This is a genomic window from Streptomyces sp. SCSIO 30461, assembly GCF_037023745.1.
Lineage (GTDB): Bacteria > Actinomycetota > Actinomycetes > Streptomycetales > Streptomycetaceae > Streptomyces.
Genome location: NZ_CP146101.1, coordinates 1584476 through 1605830, shown reverse-complemented (window position 1 = coordinate 1605830; position 21355 = coordinate 1584476). Strand labels below are relative to the sequence as shown.

Genomic DNA, 21355 nt, shown 5'->3' with positions numbered 1-21355 from the left:
CCGCGACACAACATGTGGGGGGCGCGGCAACGCCGCGCCCCTACATGTATGCTCGACTCCGTTGCCGCAGCAGGGGAATCCGGTGGAAATCCGGAACTGTCCCGCAACGGTGAGTCGGTCTGCATTCGCTCCTTTCGCGAACCCATGAGGCGTGCCCGTGCGGCGTACCCGTGTGCGCGCGTGCCCGTGAGTGCACACCCACGAGTCCGAGGACCTGTCGGCAACGCACCCGGTCCGACCGGCCCGGGTGCCGAGACGTCCGGGCCTCGCGGATCAGGCCGGTGGACGCGGTGCGTTGTGCTGCCCAGACACACGCCCGCACCACCTTCCCCGCCGGCCCCGAGCCGAGTGAGGGAGAGCACCCCCGTGACCATCGCGCCGCCAGACCCTGCTTCATCGCAGCTCGCCGATGGGCCAGGAACCGCGCTGCTGCGGACCCTGACCGACCTCACCGCCGACCTCCCCGACACCGACCCCGGCAGGGTCGCCGCCGCAGCGCTGCGTGGCCGCCACGCGGGCTCGGACGCGACCGAACTGCGGGAGCTGGCCACGGAGGCAGCCGCGGGTCTGATCGCCGAGGACCCGGCGTACTCGCGGCTCGCGGCTCGGCTGCTCAGCCTCACCATCGCCGACGAGGCGGCCTCGCAAGGGGCCACCGGATTCGCCGCGTCCGTGGCCGTGGGCCACCGCGAGGGCCTGATCGCGGACCGTACGCACGCCTTCGTCCAGGAGCACACCGCCCGACTCGACGCGCTGGTCGACCCGGCCGCCGACGACCGCTTCGGCTACTTCGGACTGCGCACCCTCTACAGCCGCTACCTGCTGCGCCACCCGATCACCCGCAAGGTGGTCGAGACCCCGCAGCAGTTCATGCTGCGGGTCGCCTGCGGACTCGCCGAGGACGAGTCGGTGCGCGCCGTGGACGAGGTCGGCGCGCTGTACCGGCTGATGAGCCGACTGGACTACCTGCCGTCGTCCCCGACGCTCTTCAACTCAGGCACCCGGCACCCCCAGATGTCCTCCTGCTATCTGCTCGACTCCCCGCTGGACGAGCTGGACTCGATCTACGACCGCTACCACCAGGTGGCACGGCTCTCGAAGCACGCGGGCGGTATCGGCCTCTCGTACTCCCGCATCCGCTCCCGCGGTTCGCTGATCCGCGGGACCAACGGGCACTCCAACGGCATCGTGCCGTTCCTGCGGACCCTGGACTCCTCGGTGGCCGCCGTCAACCAGGGCGGCCGGCGCAAGGGCGCGGCCTGCGTCTACCTGGAGACCTGGCACGCGGACATCGAGGAGTTCCTGGAGCTGCGCGACAACACCGGTGAGGAGGCGCGGCGTACGCACAACCTCAACCTGGCGCACTGGATCCCGGACGAGTTCATGCGCCGGGTGAACGCCGACGCCGAGTGGTCGCTGTTCTCACCGGTCGACGTGCCGGAGCTGGTCGACCTGTGGGGCGACGAGTTCGACGCCGCTTACCGCAAGGCGGAAGAGTCGGGCCTCGCCCGCAAGACGATCCCGGCCCGTGACCTGTACGGGCGCATGATGAGGACGCTCGCCCAGACCGGCAACGGCTGGATGACCTTCAAGGACGCCTCGAACCGTACGGCGAACCAGACCGCCGAGCCGGGCACCGTCGTCCACTCCTCCAACCTGTGCACCGAGATCATCGAGGTCACGAACGACGGCGAGACCGCCGTCTGCAACCTCGGCTCGGTCAACCTGGGCGCGTTCGTCACCCCTGGTGGGGACATCGACTGGGAGCGGCTGGACGAGACCGTCCGCACCGCCGTGACGTTCCTCGACCGGGTCGTGGACATCAACTTCTACCCGACCGAGCAGGCCGGCCGCTCCAACGCCAAGTGGCGCCCGGTGGGCCTGGGCGCCATGGGCCTCCAGGACGTCTTCTTCAAGCTGCGGCTGCCCTTCGACTCCGCCGAGGCGAAGGCGCTGTCCACCCGGATCGCCGAGCGCATCATGCTGGCGGCGTACGAGGCGTCCTGCGACCTCGCCGAGCGCAACGGCCCGCTGCCCGCCTGGGAGCAGACCCGCACGGCGCGGGGTGTACTGCACCCCGACCACTACGGCGTGGAGCTCAACTGGCCCGAGCGGTGGGCCGCCCTGCGCGAGCGGGTCGCCACCACGGGCATGCGCAACTCGCTGCTGCTCGCGATCGCCCCGACCGCCACCATCGCGTCGATCGCGGGCGTGTACGAGTGCATCGAGCCGCAGGTCTCCAACCTCTTCAAGCGCGAGACTCTGTCTGGCGAGTTCCTCCAGGTGAACTCGTATCTGGTGGACGAGCTCAAGCAGCTGGGCGTGTGGGACGCACAGACCCGTGAGGCGCTGCGTGACTCCAGCGGCTCGGTGCAGGGCTTCAACTGGATCCCCGCCGAGGTGCGGGAGCTTTACCGCACTGCCTGGGAGATCCCGCAGCGCGGTCTGATCGACATGGCCGCGGCCCGCACCCCGTTCCTGGACCAGTCGCAGTCGCTGAACCTGTTCATGGAGACGCCGACCATCGGCAAGCTCAGCTCGATGTACGCGTACGCCTGGAAGCAGGGCCTGAAGACCACGTACTACCTGCGCTCCCGCCCGGCCACCCGGATCGCCCGCGCCGCGTCCGGGACACCGTCGGCCGCCGCCGCGGCCCCCGCCGCCACCATCCTCCCCCGGCCTTCGGCGGGGGAAATCCCAGTACAGCAGGCCGCTCCCGACGCGGACGCCATCGCCTGCTCCCTTGAGAACCCCGAGTCCTGCGAGGCCTGCCAGTAATGTCCACCGAAGCCACCAGCGCCCCGGCAAAGCGCGAGAAGAACCTGCTCGACCCCGGCTTCGAGCTGACTCTCCGCCCGATGCGCTATCCCGACTTCTACGAGCGCTACCGGGACGCGATCAAGAACACCTGGACGGTCGAGGAGGTCGACCTCCACTCCGACGTCGCGGACCTCGCCAAGCTCTCCCCCGGCGAGCAGCACCTGATCGGCCGGCTGGTCGCGTTCTTCGCGACCGGCGACTCGATCGTCGCGAACAACCTGGTGCTCACCCTCTACAAGCACATCAACTCCCCCGAAGCGCGGCTCTACCTCTCCCGCCAGCTCTTCGAGGAGGCCGTGCACGTCCAGTTCTATCTGACGCTGCTGGACACCTACCTGCCGAACCCGGACGACCGGGCCGCCGCCTTCGCCGCAGTGGAGAACATTCCCTCGATCCGCGAGAAGGCCCAGTTCTGCTTCAAGTGGATGGATTCGGTCGAGAAGATCGACCGTCTGGAGAGCAAGGCCGACCGCCGTCGCTTCCTGCTGAATCTGATCTGCTTCGCGGCCTGCATCGAGGGCTTGTTCTTCTACGGGGCGTTCGCCTACGTCTACTGGTTCCGCTCGCGCGGTCTGCTGCACGGTCTGGCGACCGGCACCAACTGGGTGTTCCGCGACGAGACCATGCACATGAACTTCGCCTTCGAGGTCGTGGACACGGTCCGCAAGGAGGAGCCAGACCTCTTCGACGACGAACTCCAGCACCAGGTCACCGAGATGCTGAAGGAGGCCGTCGCGGCCGAGCTCCAGTTCGGCCGCGACCTGTGCGGTGACGGACTGCCGGGCATGAACACCGAGTCGATGCGCGAGTACCTGGAGTGCGTCGCGGACCAGCGGCTGGTGCGCCTCGGCTTCGCCCCGGTGTACGGCTCGCAGAACCCGTTCGCCTTCATGGAACTCCAGGGCGTCCAGGAGCTGACCAACTTCTTCGAGCGTCGCCCGTCCGCGTACCAGGTAGCGGTCGAGGGCTCGGTGGACCTGGACGAGGACTTCTGACCGTCCAGGCGCCCCTTGACTGATCCGAGGGCCCCGGGCCACCGCGCAACGCGCGTGGTCCGGGGCCCTCGGACTGCCGGCACCTCTGCGGGAACCGCCGCCGGCAGGAAGCTCGGTCCTGCGGACCGCTCAGTCGTTCGGGACGGTCTCGTAGCGGGGAGTACCCTCCGCCATCTGCTTCAGCGCGTCCTTGCGCTCCCGCTTCGACAGCCGGTCGATGTACAGCCGGCCGTAGAGGTGGTCGGTCTCGTGCTGGAGGCAGCGCGCGAAGTATCCGGTGCCGCGGACCTTGACCGGGTTGCCCTCGGGGTCCTGGCCGTGGACCTCCGCGTAGTCCGGGCGGGCCAGCGCGGCGTACGCGGTCGGGACGGACAGGCAGCCCTCGTTGGAGTCGTCCAGGACGCGCAGCTCCGGCGGCAGCTCCTGGAGCACCGGGTTGCACACGACACCGGTGTGGCGCACGCCTTCGTCGTCCGGGCAGTCGTAGACGAAGACCTTCAGGTCCACACCGATCTGGTTGGCCGCGAGGCCCACGCCCTCCGCTGCGCGCTGGCTGGCGAACATGTCGTCGATCAGTGCCGCGAGCTTGTCGTCGAACTCGGTGACGTCCTGGCACTCCTTGTGGAGCACCGGGTTGCCCACGACGGTGATGGGACGGGCCGTGCCGCGCTCGCGGTGCGCCTGCTCGCGCTCCTCGCAGTCCTCCGTGTCGACGACGAAGCCGTCGCTGATCTGCTCGTCCGTCTGCTGCGCCATGCCGCCGTAAGCCTTCCTGAAATCCCTGCTCGCTGTCCCGTACAGCCTACGGCCCTGTCCGAGGTGGTCAGCAGACTTCTTCCAGATCCCGCCACTCGCGGGTGTCCGGGCTGTCGGCGACCCAGCCGTCCAGCAGCCCCCGCACGAGTCCGGTGGGCGCGGCGATACCGCATTCGCGCTCCGGTACCCAGAGATCCCCCGCCGTACGGTGCCCGAGCGGCCCCGGGTGGCCGGGCTCGCTGTGGTCGTGCGGATCCAGGTGCTCGCCCTCGCCTTCGGCGCTCGGCATCTCGCTCTCGGAACAGGCCCGGCACAGCAGCCGCACCGACGATGACCAGTCCTCGGCCGCGTATCCGGCGTCGGCCGCGAGCCGCTCCAGGGCGTCCCGGTCCTCCTCCGCCGCCGCCTCGAGCAGCACGACCCAGGTGGGGACGGGCGAAGGAGCCCAGAGCTCGATCTCGTCGAACACCGGGAAGCTGTGCCCAGCGGCGGTGGTGCGCTCACCGTGCGGGACGCCGTCGTGCAGCACCACCTCACCCCAGCGGCGGCCGGACGACGGCAGGGGAATGGAGAGCACTTCTATCCGGGCCGGGTCGAGCCGCTTGCCCCACACGACCTCGGCCTCGCCCTCCGGCGAGAGGCGCACGGCAGCGCTGCCGAGCTGCATACCGAGGGGCTCACCGCCCATGGTGGCCTCACCGGGGACCCGCAGCCCGTACGCCTGCCAGGCTCGGCGGGCGAGCGGCCAGTCCTGGAGGGCGGTGGCGGCGATACCGACGTTCCACCAGTCGGGGGCCCCGGACTCTTTGTCCAGGAGTGCCACGGCGCGCAGACCGGCGGCCCGTGCCTGCTCCCAGTCGTGCCGGAACTTGTGCAGCAGCGCCAGGTTGAACCACGACTCCGAGAGCCAGGGCTCCAGATCCGCCGCACGGGTCAGCAGTGCGCCCGCGTCCTCGTAACGGCCGTCACCGATCAGCGTGAACGCGCGGTCGGTGGCCTGCCGCCATGAGGCGGACGGCCGATGCCGTACCTTCCCGAAGATCCTCACGATTCCCGCCTGCCGGTCGCTCGGGTCACTTCCCCCGGACACGAATGTCGTCCTGTTCGCGTGTTGCCAGTCTCGCCGTGTCGCTTGTGTCTGCCGTCAATCGCATCCAACCATGCCCGGTCGGACGCTCGCTCATTACCCATGGGTTACCCAGACCGGAGGGGATCCACAGCCCCGGCACAGCACCCGTGCGAGAGAATCCACGACTTCCGGTTGGTAGTCGTGGGCCGTGCACAGACGCAGCCGCTCCAGTGCCCCCAGTGCGTCGCCCGGGCGTGCGCCGTCGAAGTCGTCGTACGCGTTGACCGCACGGACGATCCGGGCGGCGAGCGGCTGCTCACGGTACGGATCAGCCTGCCGCTCCACAACCGCCGCGACAGCGGCGGGGGCACCGCTCTGGCGCACCACGGCCCCGCCGAGGAGTGCGATACGGCGCTGCTCCGCCTCCGGCAGCAGGGCCGTGGCACCTTCCGGTACGGGGTCGACCAGGGACAACTGCCCGATGTCGTGCATCAGCGCCGCATGCTCCAGGACCGCGAGATCGGGCCCGGCGAGACCCATCTCACGGCCCACGGCGGTGCTGAGCGCGGCGACCCGGCGGGCATGGCCGCGGGGTGTGTAGCCCGCGACCTCGGTGGCGCGGGCCAGCGAGGCGATGGTCTGCCGGTAGGTGGCGCGTGCCCCTGCGTAGCGCCGGAAGGCCACCTGGGCCAGCAACAGCGGTACGCACAGCACGGGCAGCGCCCACAGCCCGGCGACGGCGGCGCCGAGCGACATCACCGCGCCGGTCGCGCAGACGGCCGAACCGATGCCGGGGAACGCCCGCAGTTCGTCGCGGAGCAGTGGGCCGAAGGGTGTGCGGACGGCTTCCGTGCAGCGCACGCAGTGCGGGACGGCGCGGGTCCACTGGATCAGTGCGGCCAGCACGGCGTCGCAGAGCGCGGTGAGTACGAGGAGCAGCAGCAGGTACAGGGCGTAGGCCGGGCCCTTGCCGAGGCTGCCGACCAGAGCGCCGGCGTTGTAGAGCGGCTGGAAGCAGACCGCGGTGAAGCCCAGGGTGAGCACCCGGCGTGCGATGAGGTCGGGCGCCGGGCCACGACCCCTGGCGATATGCGGTGCGGCACCGGCCAGCACGCCGGTGGCCACGACCGCGACGACTTGGAAGGCACCGTGGCCCGTGCTGCGACCGGCGCATTCGCCGAGCAGCGCGTAGCCCAGTGCTCCGGCCACTCCGATGGGGGCCGGTTCCCGGCCCCAGGACCCGTAGGACATGAGCGGGCGCGCAGCGGGCGGCGCCTGGGCCCAGGGAGCGTTCGCGGGGTCGGCGGGGCCCCGGCGGGCAAGCTCGCCCGCCGCTATGAGCACCCAGAACGCGAGGGCGATGCCCGGGTCCTCGATGCCGTGCCACAGGGTCCGCACGAGGGCCGTCCCGGCCAGTGCCACGGCCGCCGTGTACAGGGCGGCCGTGGCACCGGCCGCGGCCCGTGCGGGCCTGCGCTTCATGCCCGATGGCCTCATGCCCGGTGTCCGTCGGCGGCGGTACGGCCCGAGGCCGTACGGGCAACCGGTGCCGCCGTCCGGGGGTCCCGTGGCCGAAGCCGCGGTGCTCGCGGCGGCGGTGCAGTCGGCAGGTGCGGCCCGTCCGCTGTGACCTCCGTCTGCCAGCCGTGCCGTGACAGCGCGCTGACGAGCGCGCTGACCATGCGCGGGTCGAAGTGGGTGCCCGCGCAGCGCTCCAGTTCCTCGACGGCCTCGGAGACCGGGCGCGCCCTGCTGTAGGAGCGGCTGGAGGTCATGGCGTCGAACGCGTCCGCCACGGCCACCACCCGCGCGGACTCGGGGATCTGGTTCCCGGCGAGCCCGTACGGATAGCCGCTGCCGTCGATCCGTTCGTGGTGGTGCAGGATCGCCGCTCTGGCGTCCCCGAGGAAGCCGATGCCGCGGATCATCTCGTGCCCGTACTCCGGGTGGAGCTCGATCACCCGCCGCTCCTCGGGGGTGAGAGGGCCGTCCTTGCGCAGCACCCGGGTGGGGACGCCCAGCTTGCCGACGTCGTGAAGAATGCCGGCGAAACGGATGACCTCCAGCCGTTCCCCTTCCATACCCAGTTCACGCGCGATCAGCACGGACGCCCGGCCCACGCGCTCGCTGTGGCCCCGGGTGTACTCGTCCTTGATGTCGACCGCCTGGACCAGGGCCCGGATGGTGGCTCGGTGGGTCCCGCGCTCGTGGTGGTACTGGGCGAACACCCATGAGGAGATGTAGACCGGCAGCAGCACGAACAGCGCGGAGACCGGCCCGTAGGCGCTGTGCCACAACACGGCCGCCATCACAGCGGCCAGTCCGTGGACCAGGTGCGGGGTGAGCGAGCGCGGCAGCAGCCCCGACCAGGTGGCAGCCGGTGGTGAGCGCTCGGCGGTGGCCAGGATCGCCGCGTCGAGGGCGGTGAGCACCAGGCAGAACACCAGCACGGACACCAGGGCCACTGGCAGCACCCGGGGAAAGGCCGGGGCGGCCCCGAGCCCTCCGCCCAGCACGGCGGCCCAGGAGGCGGTCCACGTCGCCAGGGCGAGTTGGGCGGCCCGCCACAGCCGCCGGGCGGCGACGGGTGTGCGGTCCACGGGCGCCGCGAGCCCACCGGGGATGGCGGCCAGCGCGGCGGCGGGGGGCGGCAGCACCAGCGCCGCGGCGAGCAGTACGGGTAAGAGCGATCCGGCACCGGCCGGCGAGGTCGTCTCATCCGGCCGACCGCGTAAGAGCCCCAAGCGTCCCAGCGAGGGGCGCAGGGGTAGTTCGCCCGCCGCGTATGCCCCGGCGAGCAGGGCGAGATCCGTCCAGGGCACCTGCGCGCCGGGGCGCAGGGCGGGCAGCGCACTCGCGACGGCGCACACCACGGCGCACAGAATCAGGGTGCGCGCCCTACCCGGAATGCCTCTCACCCGCCCGCAGCCCTCCCTCGGCGACCCCCGTCCCGACCGCCCCTGGCCATCCACCGAAACAGAGCGCCAGGCTAGCGAGTCGAACAGCGGGCAGCGACGGAAGAGCAACGGTTCGCACCATCGGGTGAAGGTACGTGACTTCGCATGACAACGGGCACACGTGAGGGGCGCATCGCGTCGATGCGCCCCTCCACGGATATCGCGTCCCCGACGGACGTACGGACGGCCGCTGCACGGCCGCCGATCGCACTCGGCCGCGGACCGGCCCCGCTATTGCGCCGGCGCGCCCGGCAGTTCCGTCCCGACCGTCACGTCCTGCTCCGGCACCGCCTCGCCGGCCCTGATCAGCTCGATCCGGCCCATGACCTTCGCCCGCAGATCGGACGGCACGTCGTCATGTCCGCAGCAGCGCTGGACGAGCTTCTTCACCGCTTTCTCCAGGCCGTACTTCTCCAGGCATGGGGAGCACTCCTCGAAGTGCGACTCGAACTTGGTGCAGTCGGCGTCGGGCATCTCACGGTCGAGGAACTCGTACAAATGGTCGAGCACCTCAGAGCAATCCGTCTCATGCGGGTCTCCGCAGCTCATGAGCCCGAGCCTTTCCGATCGTTCGTCGACTCCCCGGCGCCGGCGGGCACCAGCCCGCGCTCACGGGCGTAGTCCTCGAGCATTCCGCGCAACTGGCGACGGCCTCGGTGCAGTCGGGACATCACCGTACCGATGGGGGTACCCATGATGTCCGCGATCTCCTTGTACGCAAAGCCCTCGACGTCCGCCAGATACACCGCGATGCGGAACTCCTCGGGGATCGCCTGCAGCGCTTCCTTCACGTCGGAGTCGGGCAGGTGGTCGAGCGCCTGGGACTCGGCGGAACGCAGACCGGTCGACATATGCGACTCGGCACGCGCCAGCTGCCAGTCCTCGATCTCCTCCGCCGCGCTGCGCTGGGGTTCCCGCTGCTTCTTGCGGTACGAGTTGATGAACGTGTTGGTGAGGATGCGGTACAGCCAGGCCTTGAGGTTCGTGCCTTCACGGAACTGGTGAAACGAGCCGTACGCCTTGGCATACGTCTCCTGGACGAGATCCTCGGCATCGGCCGGATTGCGCGTCATGCGCAACGCGGCCGAGTACATCTGGTCCAGGTAGCCGAGAGCGTCCCGCTCGAATCGTGCGTTGCGCTCGGCGGCCGTCTCTTCCGTGCGGCCGTCGTCGGTCCCAGTGACCGGACCCACCTCCTCCAACGCTGGGGCGGGACCGAAAGCGGACCCGCTCGAATCGGAGGATAGACGACCAACCACTCCGCCCGCCGCCTGAACGGCTCCGCTCCTGGGTGCCGGAAGCACGGTCCAGTGCAGGTCAGAGGCGTGCGGGAGGTTCGGGCAGATGGTCGAACCCATGCGGCGGACTTCCTCTCCAAGCTCGTGCGGTGGTGTCGGGGTCAACGGACGCGACACCGCCGGTATTCCCCATGCCCACACGGATTCCCGGGCTCTTCGTGCTCCGTCGCGCCCCGGCTGCGCCCCGGCCTCATGCCAGGCCACCCGGCCACACGGCGGCGCCCCCGCCTCACACCGGCCCCCTGATCCACTTCCGGACACCGTCCACCACCACCGCCAGCGCCTCCTCCTGGCTCAGCGGCGCCCGCTTGGGCACGGAAAGCCCGTGATCGGCGGAGTCGACCGCGATCAGCTCGTACTCCCCCTCGGGGAACTCCTCCGGCCTCCCGAAGGGATCGTTCCCGCCCTGGACGACCAGCACGGGAACCCCCGCACCGAGCAGTTCGTCGGCCCGGGACCTCTCCGGACGGCCCGGTGGGTGCAGCGGGAAGCTCAGCGCGAGTACGGCCCGGGCTCCGAGCTCGCGCGCCGTACGGCACGCCACGCGCGCACCGGCGCTGCGCCCGCCCGCGACGATCGGCAGCCCCCTCTTCTCCAGCGCGGGCCACAGCCCCCGCCAGCCGGCGTCCAGGTTCCTGGGTGCGGGCGCGACCTTCTGGCCGGCCACCCGCCAGGGCTGCTCCACCAGGGCGACGGTCACCCCGGATGAGGGCAGTGCGCCGGCGAGCGCCTGCAGATCGCCCGCCTCGATGCCGCCTCCCGCTCCATGGCTCACGGCCAGCACGAGCTGGGCCTTGTCCTTTCCCCGGGCAGGGTGCCAGGTGATCCGGGCGTCCCCGGCGGGGGTCTCGACGATCTCACTCTCCGTCATGGCGGTCACGCGAGCAGTCTCACATCAGCGAACGGCGGCACCGGGAAACCGGCGGAGCGAATCAGCGGGGCGATTCGCCGGACGAACCAAGCCGGACGAACCAGCGGGACGAACCAGCGATGGCGATTCAGAAGAGCGTGCCCACCTCAGGTGCCGCCAGCTCCTCCAGCAGCTCGGGGCCGTTGTTGCGTACGTTGCTGACGGCCGTCGGCACCGGATACGCCCGCATCAACCCGCCCGGTGGCGGAGCGAGCAGCTCCCGCAGCTCGTCGACGTCGGTGTGCGCCGGGTCGAGCCAGGCGTCCCAGCGGTCCGGGGGCAGCATCAGCGGCATCCGCGGGTGGATGTCGGACAGCGACCGCGGGCCGTCGGCGGGGGCGACCGCGAGCGGGCCCGACTCCGCCTCGGTGGTGATCACCGAGCAGGTCACCCACCACGACTGCGGATGATCGTCCGGCAGGGTCCGGTCCCGCCAGAACTCGTACAGACCCGCCATCGCGAAGACCGACCCGTCGGCGGGCGTGACGAAGTACGGCTGCTTGCGCGGCCTCTTCTTCCTGCCCTGGACCTCCAGTTCCCGCTCCTCGACCCCGGTGACCCACTCGTAGTAGCCGTCCGCGGGCAGGATGCAGCGGCGGGCGCTGAAGGGCCGCCGGAACGAGGGCTTCTCGTGGACGGTCTCCGCGCGGGCGTTGATCATTCGGGCAGCGCCCTCGGGGTTCTTGGCAAAGGACGGGACCAGGCCCCACTTGAGTTTCCGCAGCTGGCGAACCGGACGGTGGTCCACCGCGTCCTTCACAGGACGTTCGAGTACCGCGTAGACCTCCTTTGTGGGAGCCACGTTCCAGTCAGGAGCCAGGGTCTCCGCCGGCTCCCACTTCTCGACCTGAAAGAGCCCCGTGAGGTCCTCGGGCCTGCGACTCGCTGCATACCTACCGCACATGAGTGCCACACTGCCACGACCGCCCGCGTCCCGAGGAGCCTCCCCGAAAATGGCCAGCAGCGAAATCTTCGGCACCCAGCCCGCCCCGGAACTGTGGCTGGTCATAGGCACCGCCGTGCTCGCTCTCGCCGCGGTCGTCCCGCACGCGGTGTGGCGGCTGTCGCGGAACGCGATCACGATCGCCCACGAGGGCGGCCACGGACTGATCGCCCTGGCCACCGGGCGGCGGCTGGACGGCATCCGGCTGCACTCCGACACCAGCGGGCTCACTGTCAGCCGGGGCAAGCCGACCGGGCTCGGCATGATCCTCACCGCGGCGGCCGGTTACACCGCGCCGCCGCTGCTCGGACTGGGCGGCGCCTGGCTGCTCGCCGCGCACCGGATCACGCTGCTGCTGTGGATCGCGACCGCGCTGCTGCTCGCGATGCTGGTGATGATCCGCAACGCTTACGGGGCGCTCACCGTGATCCTGACCGGCTCGGCCTTCCTGCTGGTGTCCTGGCTGACCGGCCCACTGGTGCAGGCGGGGTTCGCCTACACGGCGGTGTGGTTCCTGCTGCTCGGCGGGGTGCGCCCGGCGTTCGAGCTCCAGTCGAAGCGCCGGCACGGAGGAGCGCCCGACTCGGACGCGGACCAGCTGGCGCGGCTGACTCACGTGCCGCCCGCGATGTGGTTCTTCCTCTTTCACTCGGTGTCGCTGTGCGCGCTGATCGGAGGCGGTCGCTGGCTGCTCGGTCTGTGAACGGGGCCGGCACGCGACGAGAGCGCCGCGATGAGCGGGCAACACGGCGTGAGCGAGGCACACCGGCCTTCGTGACCAGCGCGAGGGCGTGATCGGCGCGGCGGCGGTGTCCATCGACCGGTCGGGGAACGGCTCCCAGGCCCGACGCCCACTAAAGTGATGGCCATGACCGACAGCTCCGTGCACCACGACCTCTGGCCCGCCCCTCACGCAAGCGGGCCCGTCCACGCGACGGTCACCGTGCCCGGATCCAAGTCGGTCACCAACCGCGCGCTCGTGCTCGCGGCGCTGGCCGCGGAACCGGGCTGGCTGCGCCGTCCGCTGCGCTCCCGCGACACCCTGCTGATGGCCGAGGCCCTGAGGGCGATGGGCGTCGGCATCGAGGAGCAGGTGTCCTCCAGTTCCACCGGCACCGGCGGACCCGACAGCGGCGAGGCCTGGCGGATCATCCCGGCCGGGCTGCACGGCCCCGCCACCGTCGACGTCGGCAACGCCGGCACCGTGATGCGTTTCCTGCCGCCCGTGGCCACCTTGGCCGACGGGCCCATCCGCTTCGACGGCGACCCACGTTCGTACGAGCGCCCGCTCGGCGGGGTGATCGACGGGCTGCGCGCGCTCGGCGCCCGGATCGACGACGACGGGCGGGGCGCCCTCCCGATGACCGTGCACGGCGGCGGCGCACTGGACGGCGGACCGGTCGAGATCGACGCCTCCTCGTCCTCGCAGTTCGTGTCCGCCCTGCTGCTGTCCGCGCCGCGGTTCAACCAGGGCGTGGAGGTGCGGCACACCGGCTCCACCCTGCCGTCGATGCCGCATATCCGAATGACCGTGGACATGCTGCGTGCGGTCGGGGCGCAGGTGGACGAGCCGGAGACCGGTGGCGAGCCCGATGTGTGGCGGGTCCGCAGCGGCGCCCTGCTCGGCCGGGACCTGACCGTGGAACCCGATCTGTCCAACGCCCAGCCCTTCCTGGCGGCGGCGCTGGTGACGGGCGGACGGGTCACGGTCCCCGACTGGCCGGAGCGGACCACCCAGCCAGGAGACGCGCTGCGGGAGATCTTCACCGAGATGGGGGGTTCCTGCGAGCTCACCGACTCCGGTCTGACCTTCAGCGGCACGGGCCGTGTCCACGGCATCGACGTCGACCTCGGCGAGGTCGGCGAACTGACCCCGGGCATCGCCGCGGTGGCGGCGCTCGCCGACTCCCCTTCGACACTGCGCGGTGTCGCACACCTGCGGCTGCACGAAACCGACCGGCTCGCCGCGCTCACCAAGGAGATCAACGAGCTTGGCGGGGATGTGACGGAGACCGCGGACGGACTGCGCATCCGGCCGATGCCGCTGCACGGCGGGGTGTTCCACACCTATGACGACCACCGGATGGCCACCGCCGGTGCGATCATCGGCCTCGCCGTCCCCGGGGTCGAGATCGAGAACGTGGCGACGACCGCCAAGACCCTGCCCGGCTTCCCGAGGATGTGGACCGACATGCTCGCGGGCAACTGAGCGGAGCAGGACATGCGCCGCTACGGAAAGCACACCGACGAGGACGACGTCCGCGTACGCCCCAACCGCAAGGGCAATCGCCCGCGCACGAACATCAGACCGAAACACGAGGACGCGGCCGAGGGCATGGTCCTGACCGTGGACCGCGGCAGGCTGACCTGCCTCGTCGACGGACGCACCATCATGGCGATGAAGGCTCGCGAGCTGGGTCGCAAGGCGGCCGTCGTCGGGGACCGGGTCGGTCTGGTCGGGGACCTGTCGGGCAACAAGGACACCCTCGCCCGAATCGTCCGCATCGAGGAACGGTCCTCCGTGCTGCGGCGCACCGCCGACGACGACGATCCGTACGAGCGGGTCGTGGTCGCCAACGCCGACCAGCTCGCCATCGTCACGGCCCTCGCCGATCCCGAGCCTCGGCCGCGACTGATCGACCGCTGCCTGGTCGCGGCCTACGACGGGGGCCTCGAGCCGCTGCTGGTGCTGACCAAGTCGGATCTGGCCGGGCCGGAGAAGCTGCTGGAGCTCTACGGGGCACTGGACATCCCGTATGTCGTGACCTCGCGCGAAGAGCTGTACGGAGGGGACGCCGCCGACCGGGTACGCGAACACCTCGGCGGGCGGATCACCGCTTTCGTCGGGCATTCGGGCGTCGGCAAGACCACTCTGGTGAACGCGTTGGTGCCGGAGGATCGCAGGCGTACGACCGGCCATGTCAACGCGGTCACGGGCCGCGGCCGGCACACCACGACTTCGGCTCTGGCGCTGCCGCTGGCGGGCACGGGCGGCTCGGCCGTCCCGGAGGTCGGGCACGAAGGCTGGGTGGTCGACACCCCCGGGGTGCGTTCCTTCGGGCTGCACCACATCGACCCCTCGCGGGTCATCCACGCCTTCCCGGACCTGGAGACGGGCACGGAGGGCTGCCCCCGCGCCTGTTCGCACGACGAACCGGACTGCGCGCTGGACGAGTGGGTGGAGCAGGGACACGCCGATCCGGCGCGGCTGTACTCCCTGCGGCGGCTGCTGTCCACGCGCGAGCGGCGCGACGGCGACTGAGGGGCCTCGTCCGACGTCACGGGCCGGTAGGGGCGCCCCGGCGGTCGCCGAGGGGGCGCCCTACCGGCTCAATGGTGCGGTGACCGCGGCACGTTCCGCATCCGCTCCTCGGCGTCCGGTGCGTCGGCGTGGCCTTCGCCGCCCAAGCGTGCAACGCCCGCCGCGATGACGGCTCCGCACAGCCCCTCGTTCCCGCGCGCCGCCCCGGACAGCGGCGACGCGGATGGTCTTGGCTCGCGCGTTTGCGGGTGCCCGCTCCTGGTAAGTGCATACTCGCACCAAGTGACACGAAGCAGTCACCGACGCGGGAGGCACACACCATGGCGTGGCTGCTCGTAGTGGTCGCCGGGCTCCTGGAGACGGGTTTCGCGGTCTGTCTCAAGCTCTCGCACGGTTTCACCCGGCTGTGGCCGACGATCGCTTTCGCGGTGTTCGCTCTGGGCAGCTTCGGTCTGCTCACCCTTTCGCTGCGCAAGCTGGACGTGGGTCCCGCGTATGCGGTGTGGACCGGTATCGGGGCGGCGGGGACGGCCATCTACGGCATGGTCTTCCTGAACGAGGTCACATCGACCCTCAAGATCGTCTCGATCACACTGGTCATCGCAGGGGTCATCGGCCTCCAGCTCTCGGGGTCGAGCCACTGATGTCGCCGGCACCAGTGGGTCCACCGATTCCCCTGGGGCTGCCGACTCCACCGGTTCCTCTCCCCCCTCTGGCGCCGCCCGCACCCCTGGCGGCGCCTGTTCCGCCGACACCACCGACCGTGTGACGGACCAGCGAGCCGACCCCTGGGCCACTCCCGGGCGGTGGCGCCACGACGCAGGACAGCGCGAGCCTGACGGCCAGTTCGCAGCGCCGCGCCAGCTCCACAGGGTCCTCTCTACTCGTACGCCCCCTGCCTTCGTGTTCGAACACGGCGGCGATGCGGTCACGCACCGCGGCGACCAGTTCCTCCGGTGCCGGATGTCCGGCGTCGGCACGCCGCTGTGCGGGGACGACGGCTCGCGACACGGAAAGGCCGGCCCGGGGAGCGGGAAGTCGCTCGCCCCAGCAGCCGGTGAGCAGGGCGTACAGCAGCGGCCGGGCGCGGGCCTCGCTCACGGTCCACTCGGCGATCACCGCCAGGCGCTCGGCGCAGTCCGCGGCCCGGCCCCGGCTCAGGATGCGGTCGATGCCGTGGATGTAGGAGTCGGCCTCACGCCGCACGAGGGCGCGGGCGAGACCCTCCTTGCTGCCGAACTCGTTGTACAGCGTCTGCCGTGACACTCCGGCCGCCACGGCGACATCGACCATGCGGATCCCTGACCAAGGCAGCTCGGACAGTGCGGTGAGGGCGGCGTACAGCAGTGCTTCGCGGGCTGTGGGCATCGTCGCCTCCCAGGCGGGGGCGGGGCTTCGCGGACCTCGTGGACCGCGCGGGCCTCACCGACTTCGCGTACCGGCATCTCTGCGCTCAGAGTTGACGTATCGGCACACATCGTCAAGAGGGCCTCGGAGTCCCGCCCTCCCCCGTCGGCAGTAGAGTGCGGCCATGGCCGACTATCACGATGATCTGCGTCTTGCCCATGTCCTCGCGGACGCCGCCGACGCGGCGACGATGGACCGGTTCAAGGCACTCGACCTGAAGGTCGAGAACAAGCCGGACATGACACCGGTGAGCGAGGCCGACAAGGCCGCCGAGGAGCTGATCCGCTCCCAGCTCCAGCGCGCCAGGCCACGTGACGCGATCCTCGGCGAAGAGTACGGCATCGAGGGCACGGGGCCGCGGCGCTGGGTCATCGATCCCATCGACGGGACCAAGAACTACGTACGCGGCGTGCCCGTCTGGGCGACCCTGATCTCCCTGATGGAGGCCGGTGAGGGTGGCTACCAACCGGTCGTGGGCGTTGTGTCCGCGCCCGCCCTGGGGCGTCGCTGGTGGGCGGCGAAAGGCGCGGGGGCCTACTCGGGCCGCAGCCTGTCGTCGGCGACCCGACTGGGCGTCTCCAAGGTGTCCCGACTCTCCGACGCCTCCTTCGCGTACTCCTCGCTGAGCGGCTGGGAGGAGCGCGGCAGGCTGAACGACTTCCTGGACCTGACCAGGTCCGTCTGGCGCACCCGTGCGTACGGCGATTTCTGGCCCTACATGATGGTCGCCGAAGGCTCGGTGGACATCTGCGCCGAACCGGAGCTGTCACTGTGGGACATGGCCGCGAACGCGATCATCGTCCAGGAGGCGGGGGGCAGCTTCACCGGGCTCGACGGCGTTCCGGGGCCGCACAGCGGCAACGCCGCGGCATCGAACGGGCTGCTGCACGCGGAGCTGCTCGATTTCCTCGACCCGCGCCGCTGACGGGTACGCACCCCGCACGCCCCCAACAGGCCACGCACCACCCCTTGTTGGCATCGCGATTCGCTGGGACTCTGAGAGTCCCCCCACTTGTGAACTTGTGAACAATTTCTCAGACGCCAGCCGCGTCGCCGAGTCCTGTCCACCGGGGGGGTTCACCCAAGGAGGTGGCTCCGTCCATGCTCGTCCGTGACGCCATGAGCACCGTTGTCCTCACCATCGGCCCCGCCCACACCCTGCGACAGGCAGCCCGGCTGATGTCCGGCCGCCGTGTCGGAGCGGCCATCGTCCTCGACCCCGACACCAGCGGCCTCGGCATCCTCACCGAACGCGACATCCTGAACTCACTCGGCGCGGGCCAGGACCCGGACCTCGAAGCGTCGGGCGCCCACACCACCACCGACATCGTCTTCGCCGCCCCCTCGTGGACACTGGAAGCAGCGGCGGGGGCCATGGCTCACGGCGGCTTCCGCCACCTCATCGTGCTGGACGACACCGAGCCCATCGGCATCGTCTCCGTGCGTGACATCATCCGCTGCTGGATACCCGCGCGTCAGCGCAAAACGACACTCACGGGGTAGCCACGCGGAGCCGGCGCGAGCGGCGACGCAGACGCGCCGATCAGGATCCGAGCGATCACAGTCAGGCATGTCGGCAGCGGGGTGAAGACGCTCCTACGGGCCCACTCCCGCTGTCGGCTGCGCCCGTTCTTACAATGGACATTGTCTAAGTCCCGCCACTGACTGTTAGGCTGATACGTATGAGTGACCTGTTGGAACGACTGCGCGGACGCGGTTGGCGCATGACCGCGCAGCGGCGCGTCGTCGCCGAGGTCCTCGACGGCGAGCACGTCCACCTGACCGCCGACGAGGTGCACGCGCGCGCCGTCGAGCGGCTGCCCGAGATCTCCCGGGCGACGGTCTACAACACGCTGGGTGAGCTGGTCTCGCTCGGAGAGGTACTGGAAGTCTCCACGGACCGGCGCGCCAAGCGCTACGACCCGAACGCGCACCACCCGCACCAGCATCTGGTCTGCTCGCGATGCGGCACGATCCGCGATGTACACCCGACGGGCAACCCGCTGACCGCCCTCCCCGACGCGGAGCGCTTCGGCTTCACGATCTCCGACGTCGAGGTCACCTACCGCGGCCTCTGCCCGAACTGCACGACGGCGTAACCCCACGTAACCCGCGCCCCCGTAAACGTCAACGTCAACCGGTGTCGTCGTCGTACGCGGCGGTCCGACCGGGGCGTACGAACGCCGAAGGCCCGGAAGCATCAGCTTCCGGGCCTTCGGTCTTGAGTAGCGGGGACAGGATTTGAACCTGCGACCTCTGGGTTATGAGCCCAGCGAGCTACCGAGCTGCTCCACCCCGCGTCGGTGAACACAACAGTACGGGAAGCCGACGGCCAGTGCAAAATCCTGAGCCCGGGCCGCGCGGCCCGGGCTCACCACCGGCCCGCACCAGGCCCGCCCGGCCGACATGAGGTGTCGGCCGGCTCGCGCGCCCCGACCCCGACGCTCAGGCCGTCAGCTCCTGACTGAGTGCGTCCCTCAGCCGGGCCGCTCGTTCGGCGACCTCAGCCGGACCCAGCGTCACCGCCCGGCCGCACCACTGCTGCGCCTCCACCAGCTCGCCCCGCCGCGCACAGAGCAGGGCCAGCCGCAGCGCCGCACGTCCGTGCCCTGCGTCCGCCGCGCGCTGCCACCAGAGCGCGGCCTCCTGCTCGTCACCCTCACGGGCGAGCAGCAGCCCGAGGTTGAACGCGCCGTTGCGGCTGCCCGACTCCGCTGCCTCCCGGTACCAGCGCACCGCGTCCACCAGGTCCCCCCGGGCGGCCGCCAGCATGCCGACACGCACTTGCGCACGCCGGTGCCCCTGCTCGGCGGCCCGCTCGTACCACTCCTCACACTCGGACTTCTCCGCGAGCGGCTCCCCGAGCACCGGCGCCCCCGGCGGTGGCTGCCGGGCGTCGAGCACGGTCGCGAGCCGGAACGCCGCTTCGGCGCTGCCGCTGCCCGCCGCGCACCGCAGATAGCGCTCCGCATGACCGTCCTCGCCGTCGCGCAGCAGAGCCATACCCACCTGGAGCGCCGCCTCGGTGTGCCCGGCCGTGGCAGCACGCTCGTACCAGCGCAGCGCGCTCCTGTCGTCGTCCCGCCCGGCGTACAGGATGCCGAGGTTGAACGCGGCGTCCACGCTGCCCGCTTCCGCGGCCTTGGAGAACCACGGCTCAGCGCCGGTCGGATCGCCCGCCTGGAGGATGAGGACCGCGAGGGCGTTGGCAGCCTCACGGTGCCCGGCGTACGCGGCGCGGCGATACCACTGCTCGGCCTGGGCCGTACGGTCCTGGGCGGCACAGAGCAGACCCAGGTTGTACGCACCGTTGACGTCGCCCGCGTCCATGGCCGCGCGGTACCAGCGCTCGGCGGTCTGCTGCTCCCCGCGGGCGGCGTGCAGTGCGCCGAGCGCGTTGGCAGCGTTGCCATCGCCCTCCTTGGCAGCCCGCAGCCACCAGACGGCCGCGGCGTCCTCATCGCCCGCGTCCCGCAGCAGGAAACCGAGCGCACAGGCGGCGCGGGGCTCCCCCTCCTTGGCCGCGGTGAGGTACCAGCGTCCGGCCTCCCTCAGCTCACCTCGCCGTTCGAGGACGGCCCCGAGCTGGAGCGCCGCTCGCCGGTGTCCTCGTGCGGCCGCCTGGCGGTACCACTGTTCGGCTTCACGCCAGAGCTCTTCGGCAGCGTCGGCGCCGTCCGCGGCATCGTCCGCGATGGCAGCGCCCGCACGCGCCGCCTGCCGGGGCACGGCCCCATCGGCAGTGAGCCGCCGCGCACCGGTGGATCCGCCCACGGACACCGTTCCGTCGCCGCAGCGCGGTGCCGGAACGGTGTCCGTCGCCGTGTCGATGGTGAGTCCCGCATACGCCGTCCGGACCGCCGGAGCGGCGGCCCGGACGGCGGCGCGCGCGCGCCGCTCCAACACGCCGGCCAAGCGGTACGCCGCCTCGCGATGCCCCCGCTCGGCAGCAGAGCGCAGCCAGCGCTCGGCTCCGGGCTCACTTCGGTGTTCCAGCAGATCCGCCAGGGCGTAGGAGCCGAGGGCGTGCCCCTGCTCCGCGGACTGGCGCAGCCAGTACTCAGCGGCGGGCTCGTCCCCGCGCTCGCGGTAGTACCGGCCCAGTGCGTGCGCGGCGGCGGCCGAACCCGCGACCGCGGCGATACGCCACCAGCCGGCGGCCTCGTCCGGGTACCCGCGCTGGTGAAGCAGCACGCCCAGGTTGTTCGCGGCGGCGCGGTCGCCTTCGGCGGTTGCGGCTCGCAGCCGGGGCTCGGCGCCGTCGAGGTCGCCCCGGCGCAGCAGTATGGCCCCGAGGACGCTCATGGACGCGATGTCACCGGCCTCGGCCGCACGGCGGTACCGCGCCTCGTCCTCCGCCTCGGCGGTGTCGCCGGCGGCGACGGAGTCGAGGCCGGCGCCGAAGCGGTCGGGGTCAGCGGGCTCGTCGGGCTCGTCGGGCTCGTCAAAGTCGTCGGACTCGGCGAGTCCGGCCGGAGCAGCGGCACCGGCGAGGTCCGCGGCACCGGCCGGAGCGGTGGCACCGGCGAGGCCGACGGGCCCGATCGGAGCGGCGGGGCCAACGGGGTCGACAGGTGCGGCCGGCAGGGGCACGGCAACACGCTCGGCAAGCCGAAGGGCGCTCCCTGCCTCGACGTCATCCACTCCGACCGCTGCCATCGCGGCTCCGGTATGCCTCTGCGCAAACCGCCCTGTTCCCAACAGAGTTACCCTGTCCCCCATAAATCCCATCGTCGCACCACCCGCAACCCGCGCACACCTGGTATATCGCAGCCAGTGAGGTCACTTCAGCGTTTTGTCGACATGCCCACAGAGAGACAAGTCAAACACGTCTCAGCCCAACTCGGCCCCCACGGCACGCGCTTCTCCCCCCACGGGTTTCCCACACATGCGAACACACAGGATCGTGCCTGCATGAAGAAGGCCCGGATCCTGATG

The 21355-nt window shown here is 71.0% G+C and carries 19 protein-coding genes, 1 tRNA gene and 1 riboswitch; of the genes, 9 read left to right on the top strand and 11 right to left on the bottom strand.

Translation table 11 applies throughout. The features are described 5' to 3' along the window. The first annotated feature begins 42 nt into the window (after positions 1–42). Positions 43–237: riboswitch (cobalamin riboswitch) on the top strand. A 129-nt stretch (positions 238–366) separates the two neighbouring features. Together V1460_RS07365 and V1460_RS07360 are read left to right on the top strand one after the other, a co-directional pair. Continuing rightward, positions 367–2778: a ribonucleoside-diphosphate reductase subunit alpha gene (locus tag V1460_RS07365; RefSeq protein ID WP_338672870.1), complete on the top strand. Its 2412-nt coding sequence runs from the start codon at positions 367–369 to the stop codon at positions 2776–2778. Then, positions 2778–3815 (top strand): ribonucleotide-diphosphate reductase subunit beta, encoded by a 1038-nt coding sequence (locus V1460_RS07360; protein ID WP_338672869.1) that lies wholly within the window; start codon positions 2778–2780, stop codon positions 3813–3815. The genes V1460_RS07365 and V1460_RS07360 overlap by 1 nt, the downstream gene beginning before the upstream one ends. 129 nt (positions 3816–3944) lie before the next feature. Here V1460_RS07360 and def read toward each other — a convergent pair whose 3' ends face one another. The 8 genes from def to V1460_RS07320 all read right to left on the bottom strand — a co-directional run bounded on the left by def (position 3945) and on the right by V1460_RS07320 (position 11709). Further along, positions 3945–4571, bottom strand: coding sequence for a peptide deformylase (gene def / locus V1460_RS07355; RefSeq protein ID WP_338672868.1), 627 nt, complete (start codon positions 4569–4571; stop codon positions 3945–3947). Positions 4572–4638: 67 nt separating this feature from the next. Next, on the bottom strand, positions 4639–5619 hold the full coding sequence (locus V1460_RS07350) for a hypothetical protein (RefSeq protein WP_338677938.1): 981 nt from the start codon (positions 5617–5619) through the stop codon (positions 4639–4641). A gap of 135 nt (positions 5620–5754) precedes the next feature. Continuing rightward, on the bottom strand, positions 5755–7122 hold the full coding sequence (locus V1460_RS07345; RefSeq protein WP_338672867.1) for an HD domain-containing protein: 1368 nt from the start codon (positions 7120–7122) through the stop codon (positions 5755–5757). 11 nt (positions 7123–7133) lie between these two features. Next, positions 7134–8558, bottom strand: coding sequence for an HD-GYP domain-containing protein (locus tag V1460_RS07340; protein ID WP_338672866.1), 1425 nt, complete (start codon positions 8556–8558; stop codon positions 7134–7136). A 270-nt stretch (positions 8559–8828) separates the two neighbouring features. Continuing rightward, positions 8829–9146, bottom strand: coding sequence for a mycothiol system anti-sigma-R factor (gene rsrA / locus V1460_RS07335; protein WP_338672865.1), 318 nt, complete (start codon positions 9144–9146; stop codon positions 8829–8831). Next, complete coding sequence (locus V1460_RS07330; RefSeq protein WP_407077417.1) at positions 9143–9790, bottom strand: sigma-70 family RNA polymerase sigma factor; 648 nt, start codon at positions 9788–9790, stop codon at positions 9143–9145. Before V1460_RS07330 ends, rsrA begins: the two co-directional genes overlap by 4 nt. A 334-nt stretch (positions 9791–10124) precedes the next feature. Further along, positions 10125–10766, bottom strand: coding sequence for an alpha/beta family hydrolase (locus tag V1460_RS07325; protein WP_338677937.1), 642 nt, complete (start codon positions 10764–10766; stop codon positions 10125–10127). A gap of 127 nt (positions 10767–10893) precedes the next feature. Continuing rightward, complete coding sequence (locus V1460_RS07320) at positions 10894–11709, bottom strand: SOS response-associated peptidase (RefSeq protein ID WP_338672861.1); 816 nt, start codon at positions 11707–11709, stop codon at positions 10894–10896. 49 nt (positions 11710–11758) lie between these two features. Between V1460_RS07320 and V1460_RS07315 the strand changes: the two genes are divergently transcribed. The 4 genes from V1460_RS07315 (at position 11759) to V1460_RS07300 (ending at position 15654) form a co-directional block, all read left to right on the top strand. After that, positions 11759–12451, top strand: a complete 693-nt coding sequence (locus V1460_RS07315) for a M50 family metallopeptidase (protein ID WP_338672859.1) — start codon at positions 11759–11761, stop codon at positions 12449–12451. Positions 12452–12616: 165 nt separating this feature from the next. Further along, a complete protein-coding gene (gene aroA, locus V1460_RS07310; RefSeq protein ID WP_338672857.1) occupies positions 12617–13957 on the top strand; it encodes a 3-phosphoshikimate 1-carboxyvinyltransferase in 1341 nt (446 codons plus the stop codon). Between the two features lie 12 nt (positions 13958–13969). Further along, a complete protein-coding gene (rsgA, locus tag V1460_RS07305) occupies positions 13970–15010 on the top strand; it encodes a ribosome small subunit-dependent GTPase A (protein WP_338672856.1) in 1041 nt (346 codons plus the stop codon). Between the two features lie 320 nt (positions 15011–15330). Next, positions 15331–15654 (top strand): multidrug efflux SMR transporter, encoded by a 324-nt coding sequence (locus tag V1460_RS07300; protein WP_338672854.1) that lies wholly within the window; start codon positions 15331–15333, stop codon positions 15652–15654. Here the strand turns inward: V1460_RS07300 and V1460_RS07295 are convergent. Beyond that, positions 15620–16378, bottom strand: a complete 759-nt coding sequence (locus V1460_RS07295; protein ID WP_338672852.1) for a TetR/AcrR family transcriptional regulator — start codon at positions 16376–16378, stop codon at positions 15620–15622. The two genes, V1460_RS07300 and V1460_RS07295, sit on opposite strands and share 35 nt — an antisense overlap. 163 nt (positions 16379–16541) lie before the next feature. On the opposite strand from V1460_RS07295, the gene hisN reads away from it, so the two are divergent. The 3 genes from hisN to V1460_RS07280 all read left to right on the top strand — a co-directional run bounded on the left by hisN (position 16542) and on the right by V1460_RS07280 (position 18516). Then, complete coding sequence (hisN, locus tag V1460_RS07290) at positions 16542–17342, top strand: histidinol-phosphatase (protein WP_338672850.1); 801 nt, start codon at positions 16542–16544, stop codon at positions 17340–17342. Between the two features lie 176 nt (positions 17343–17518). Continuing rightward, the gene (locus V1460_RS07285) at positions 17519–17920 is read left to right on the top strand and encodes a CBS domain-containing protein (RefSeq protein WP_338672849.1); all 402 of its coding nucleotides are present in this window, start codon (positions 17519–17521) and stop codon (positions 17918–17920) included. A gap of 179 nt (positions 17921–18099) precedes the next feature. Then, positions 18100–18516 carry a transcriptional repressor gene (locus V1460_RS07280; RefSeq protein WP_338672848.1) on the top strand — a complete coding sequence of 139 codons (417 nt, stop codon included), beginning with the start codon at positions 18100–18102 and terminating at the stop codon, positions 18514–18516. A gap of 127 nt (positions 18517–18643) precedes the next feature. On the opposite strand, the gene V1460_RS07275 is transcribed toward V1460_RS07280, so the two are convergent. Beyond that, a tRNA-Met gene (locus V1460_RS07275) sits at positions 18644–18717 on the bottom strand. A 145-nt stretch (positions 18718–18862) separates the two neighbouring features. Beyond that, positions 18863–21148: a sel1 repeat family protein gene (locus V1460_RS07270; protein WP_338672847.1), complete on the bottom strand. Its 2286-nt coding sequence runs from the start codon at positions 21146–21148 to the stop codon at positions 18863–18865. Between the last annotated feature and the right edge of the window lie 207 nt (positions 21149–21355).

Bases quoted from the DNA above. Each gene is read 5' to 3' on its own strand.
- V1460_RS07270 (WP_338672847.1), bottom strand. From the start codon at position 21,148: ATGGGATTTATGGGGGACAGGGTAACTCTGTTGGGAACAGGGCGGTTT.
- rsgA (WP_338672856.1), top strand. From the start codon at position 13,970: ATGCGCCGCTACGGAAAGCACACCGACGAGGACGACGTCCGCGTACGC.
- rsrA (WP_338672865.1), bottom strand. From the start codon at position 9,146: ATGAGCTGCGGAGACCCGCATGAGACGGATTGCTCTGAGGTGCTCGAC.
- V1460_RS07300 (WP_338672854.1), top strand. From the start codon at position 15,331: ATGGCGTGGCTGCTCGTAGTGGTCGCCGGGCTCCTGGAGACGGGTTTC.
- V1460_RS07315 (WP_338672859.1), top strand. From the start codon at position 11,759: ATGGCCAGCAGCGAAATCTTCGGCACCCAGCCCGCCCCGGAACTGTGG.
- V1460_RS07285 (WP_338672849.1), top strand. From the start codon at position 17,519: ATGCTCGTCCGTGACGCCATGAGCACCGTTGTCCTCACCATCGGCCCC.
- V1460_RS07280 (WP_338672848.1), top strand. From the start codon at position 18,100: ATGAGTGACCTGTTGGAACGACTGCGCGGACGCGGTTGGCGCATGACC.
- def (WP_338672868.1), bottom strand. From the start codon at position 4,571: ATGGCGCAGCAGACGGACGAGCAGATCAGCGACGGCTTCGTCGTCGAC.
- V1460_RS07320 (WP_338672861.1), bottom strand. From the start codon at position 11,709: ATGTGCGGTAGGTATGCAGCGAGTCGCAGGCCCGAGGACCTCACGGGG.
- V1460_RS07325 (WP_338677937.1), bottom strand. From the start codon at position 10,766: ATGACGGAGAGTGAGATCGTCGAGACCCCCGCCGGGGACGCCCGGATC.
- hisN (WP_338672850.1), top strand. From the start codon at position 16,542: ATGGCCGACTATCACGATGATCTGCGTCTTGCCCATGTCCTCGCGGAC.
- aroA (WP_338672857.1), top strand. From the start codon at position 12,617: ATGACCGACAGCTCCGTGCACCACGACCTCTGGCCCGCCCCTCACGCA.
- V1460_RS07295 (WP_338672852.1), bottom strand. From the start codon at position 16,378: ATGCCCACAGCCCGCGAAGCACTGCTGTACGCCGCCCTCACCGCACTG.
- V1460_RS07360 (WP_338672869.1), top strand. From the start codon at position 2,778: ATGTCCACCGAAGCCACCAGCGCCCCGGCAAAGCGCGAGAAGAACCTG.
- V1460_RS07345 (WP_338672867.1), bottom strand. From the start codon at position 7,122: ATGAAGCGCAGGCCCGCACGGGCCGCGGCCGGTGCCACGGCCGCCCTG.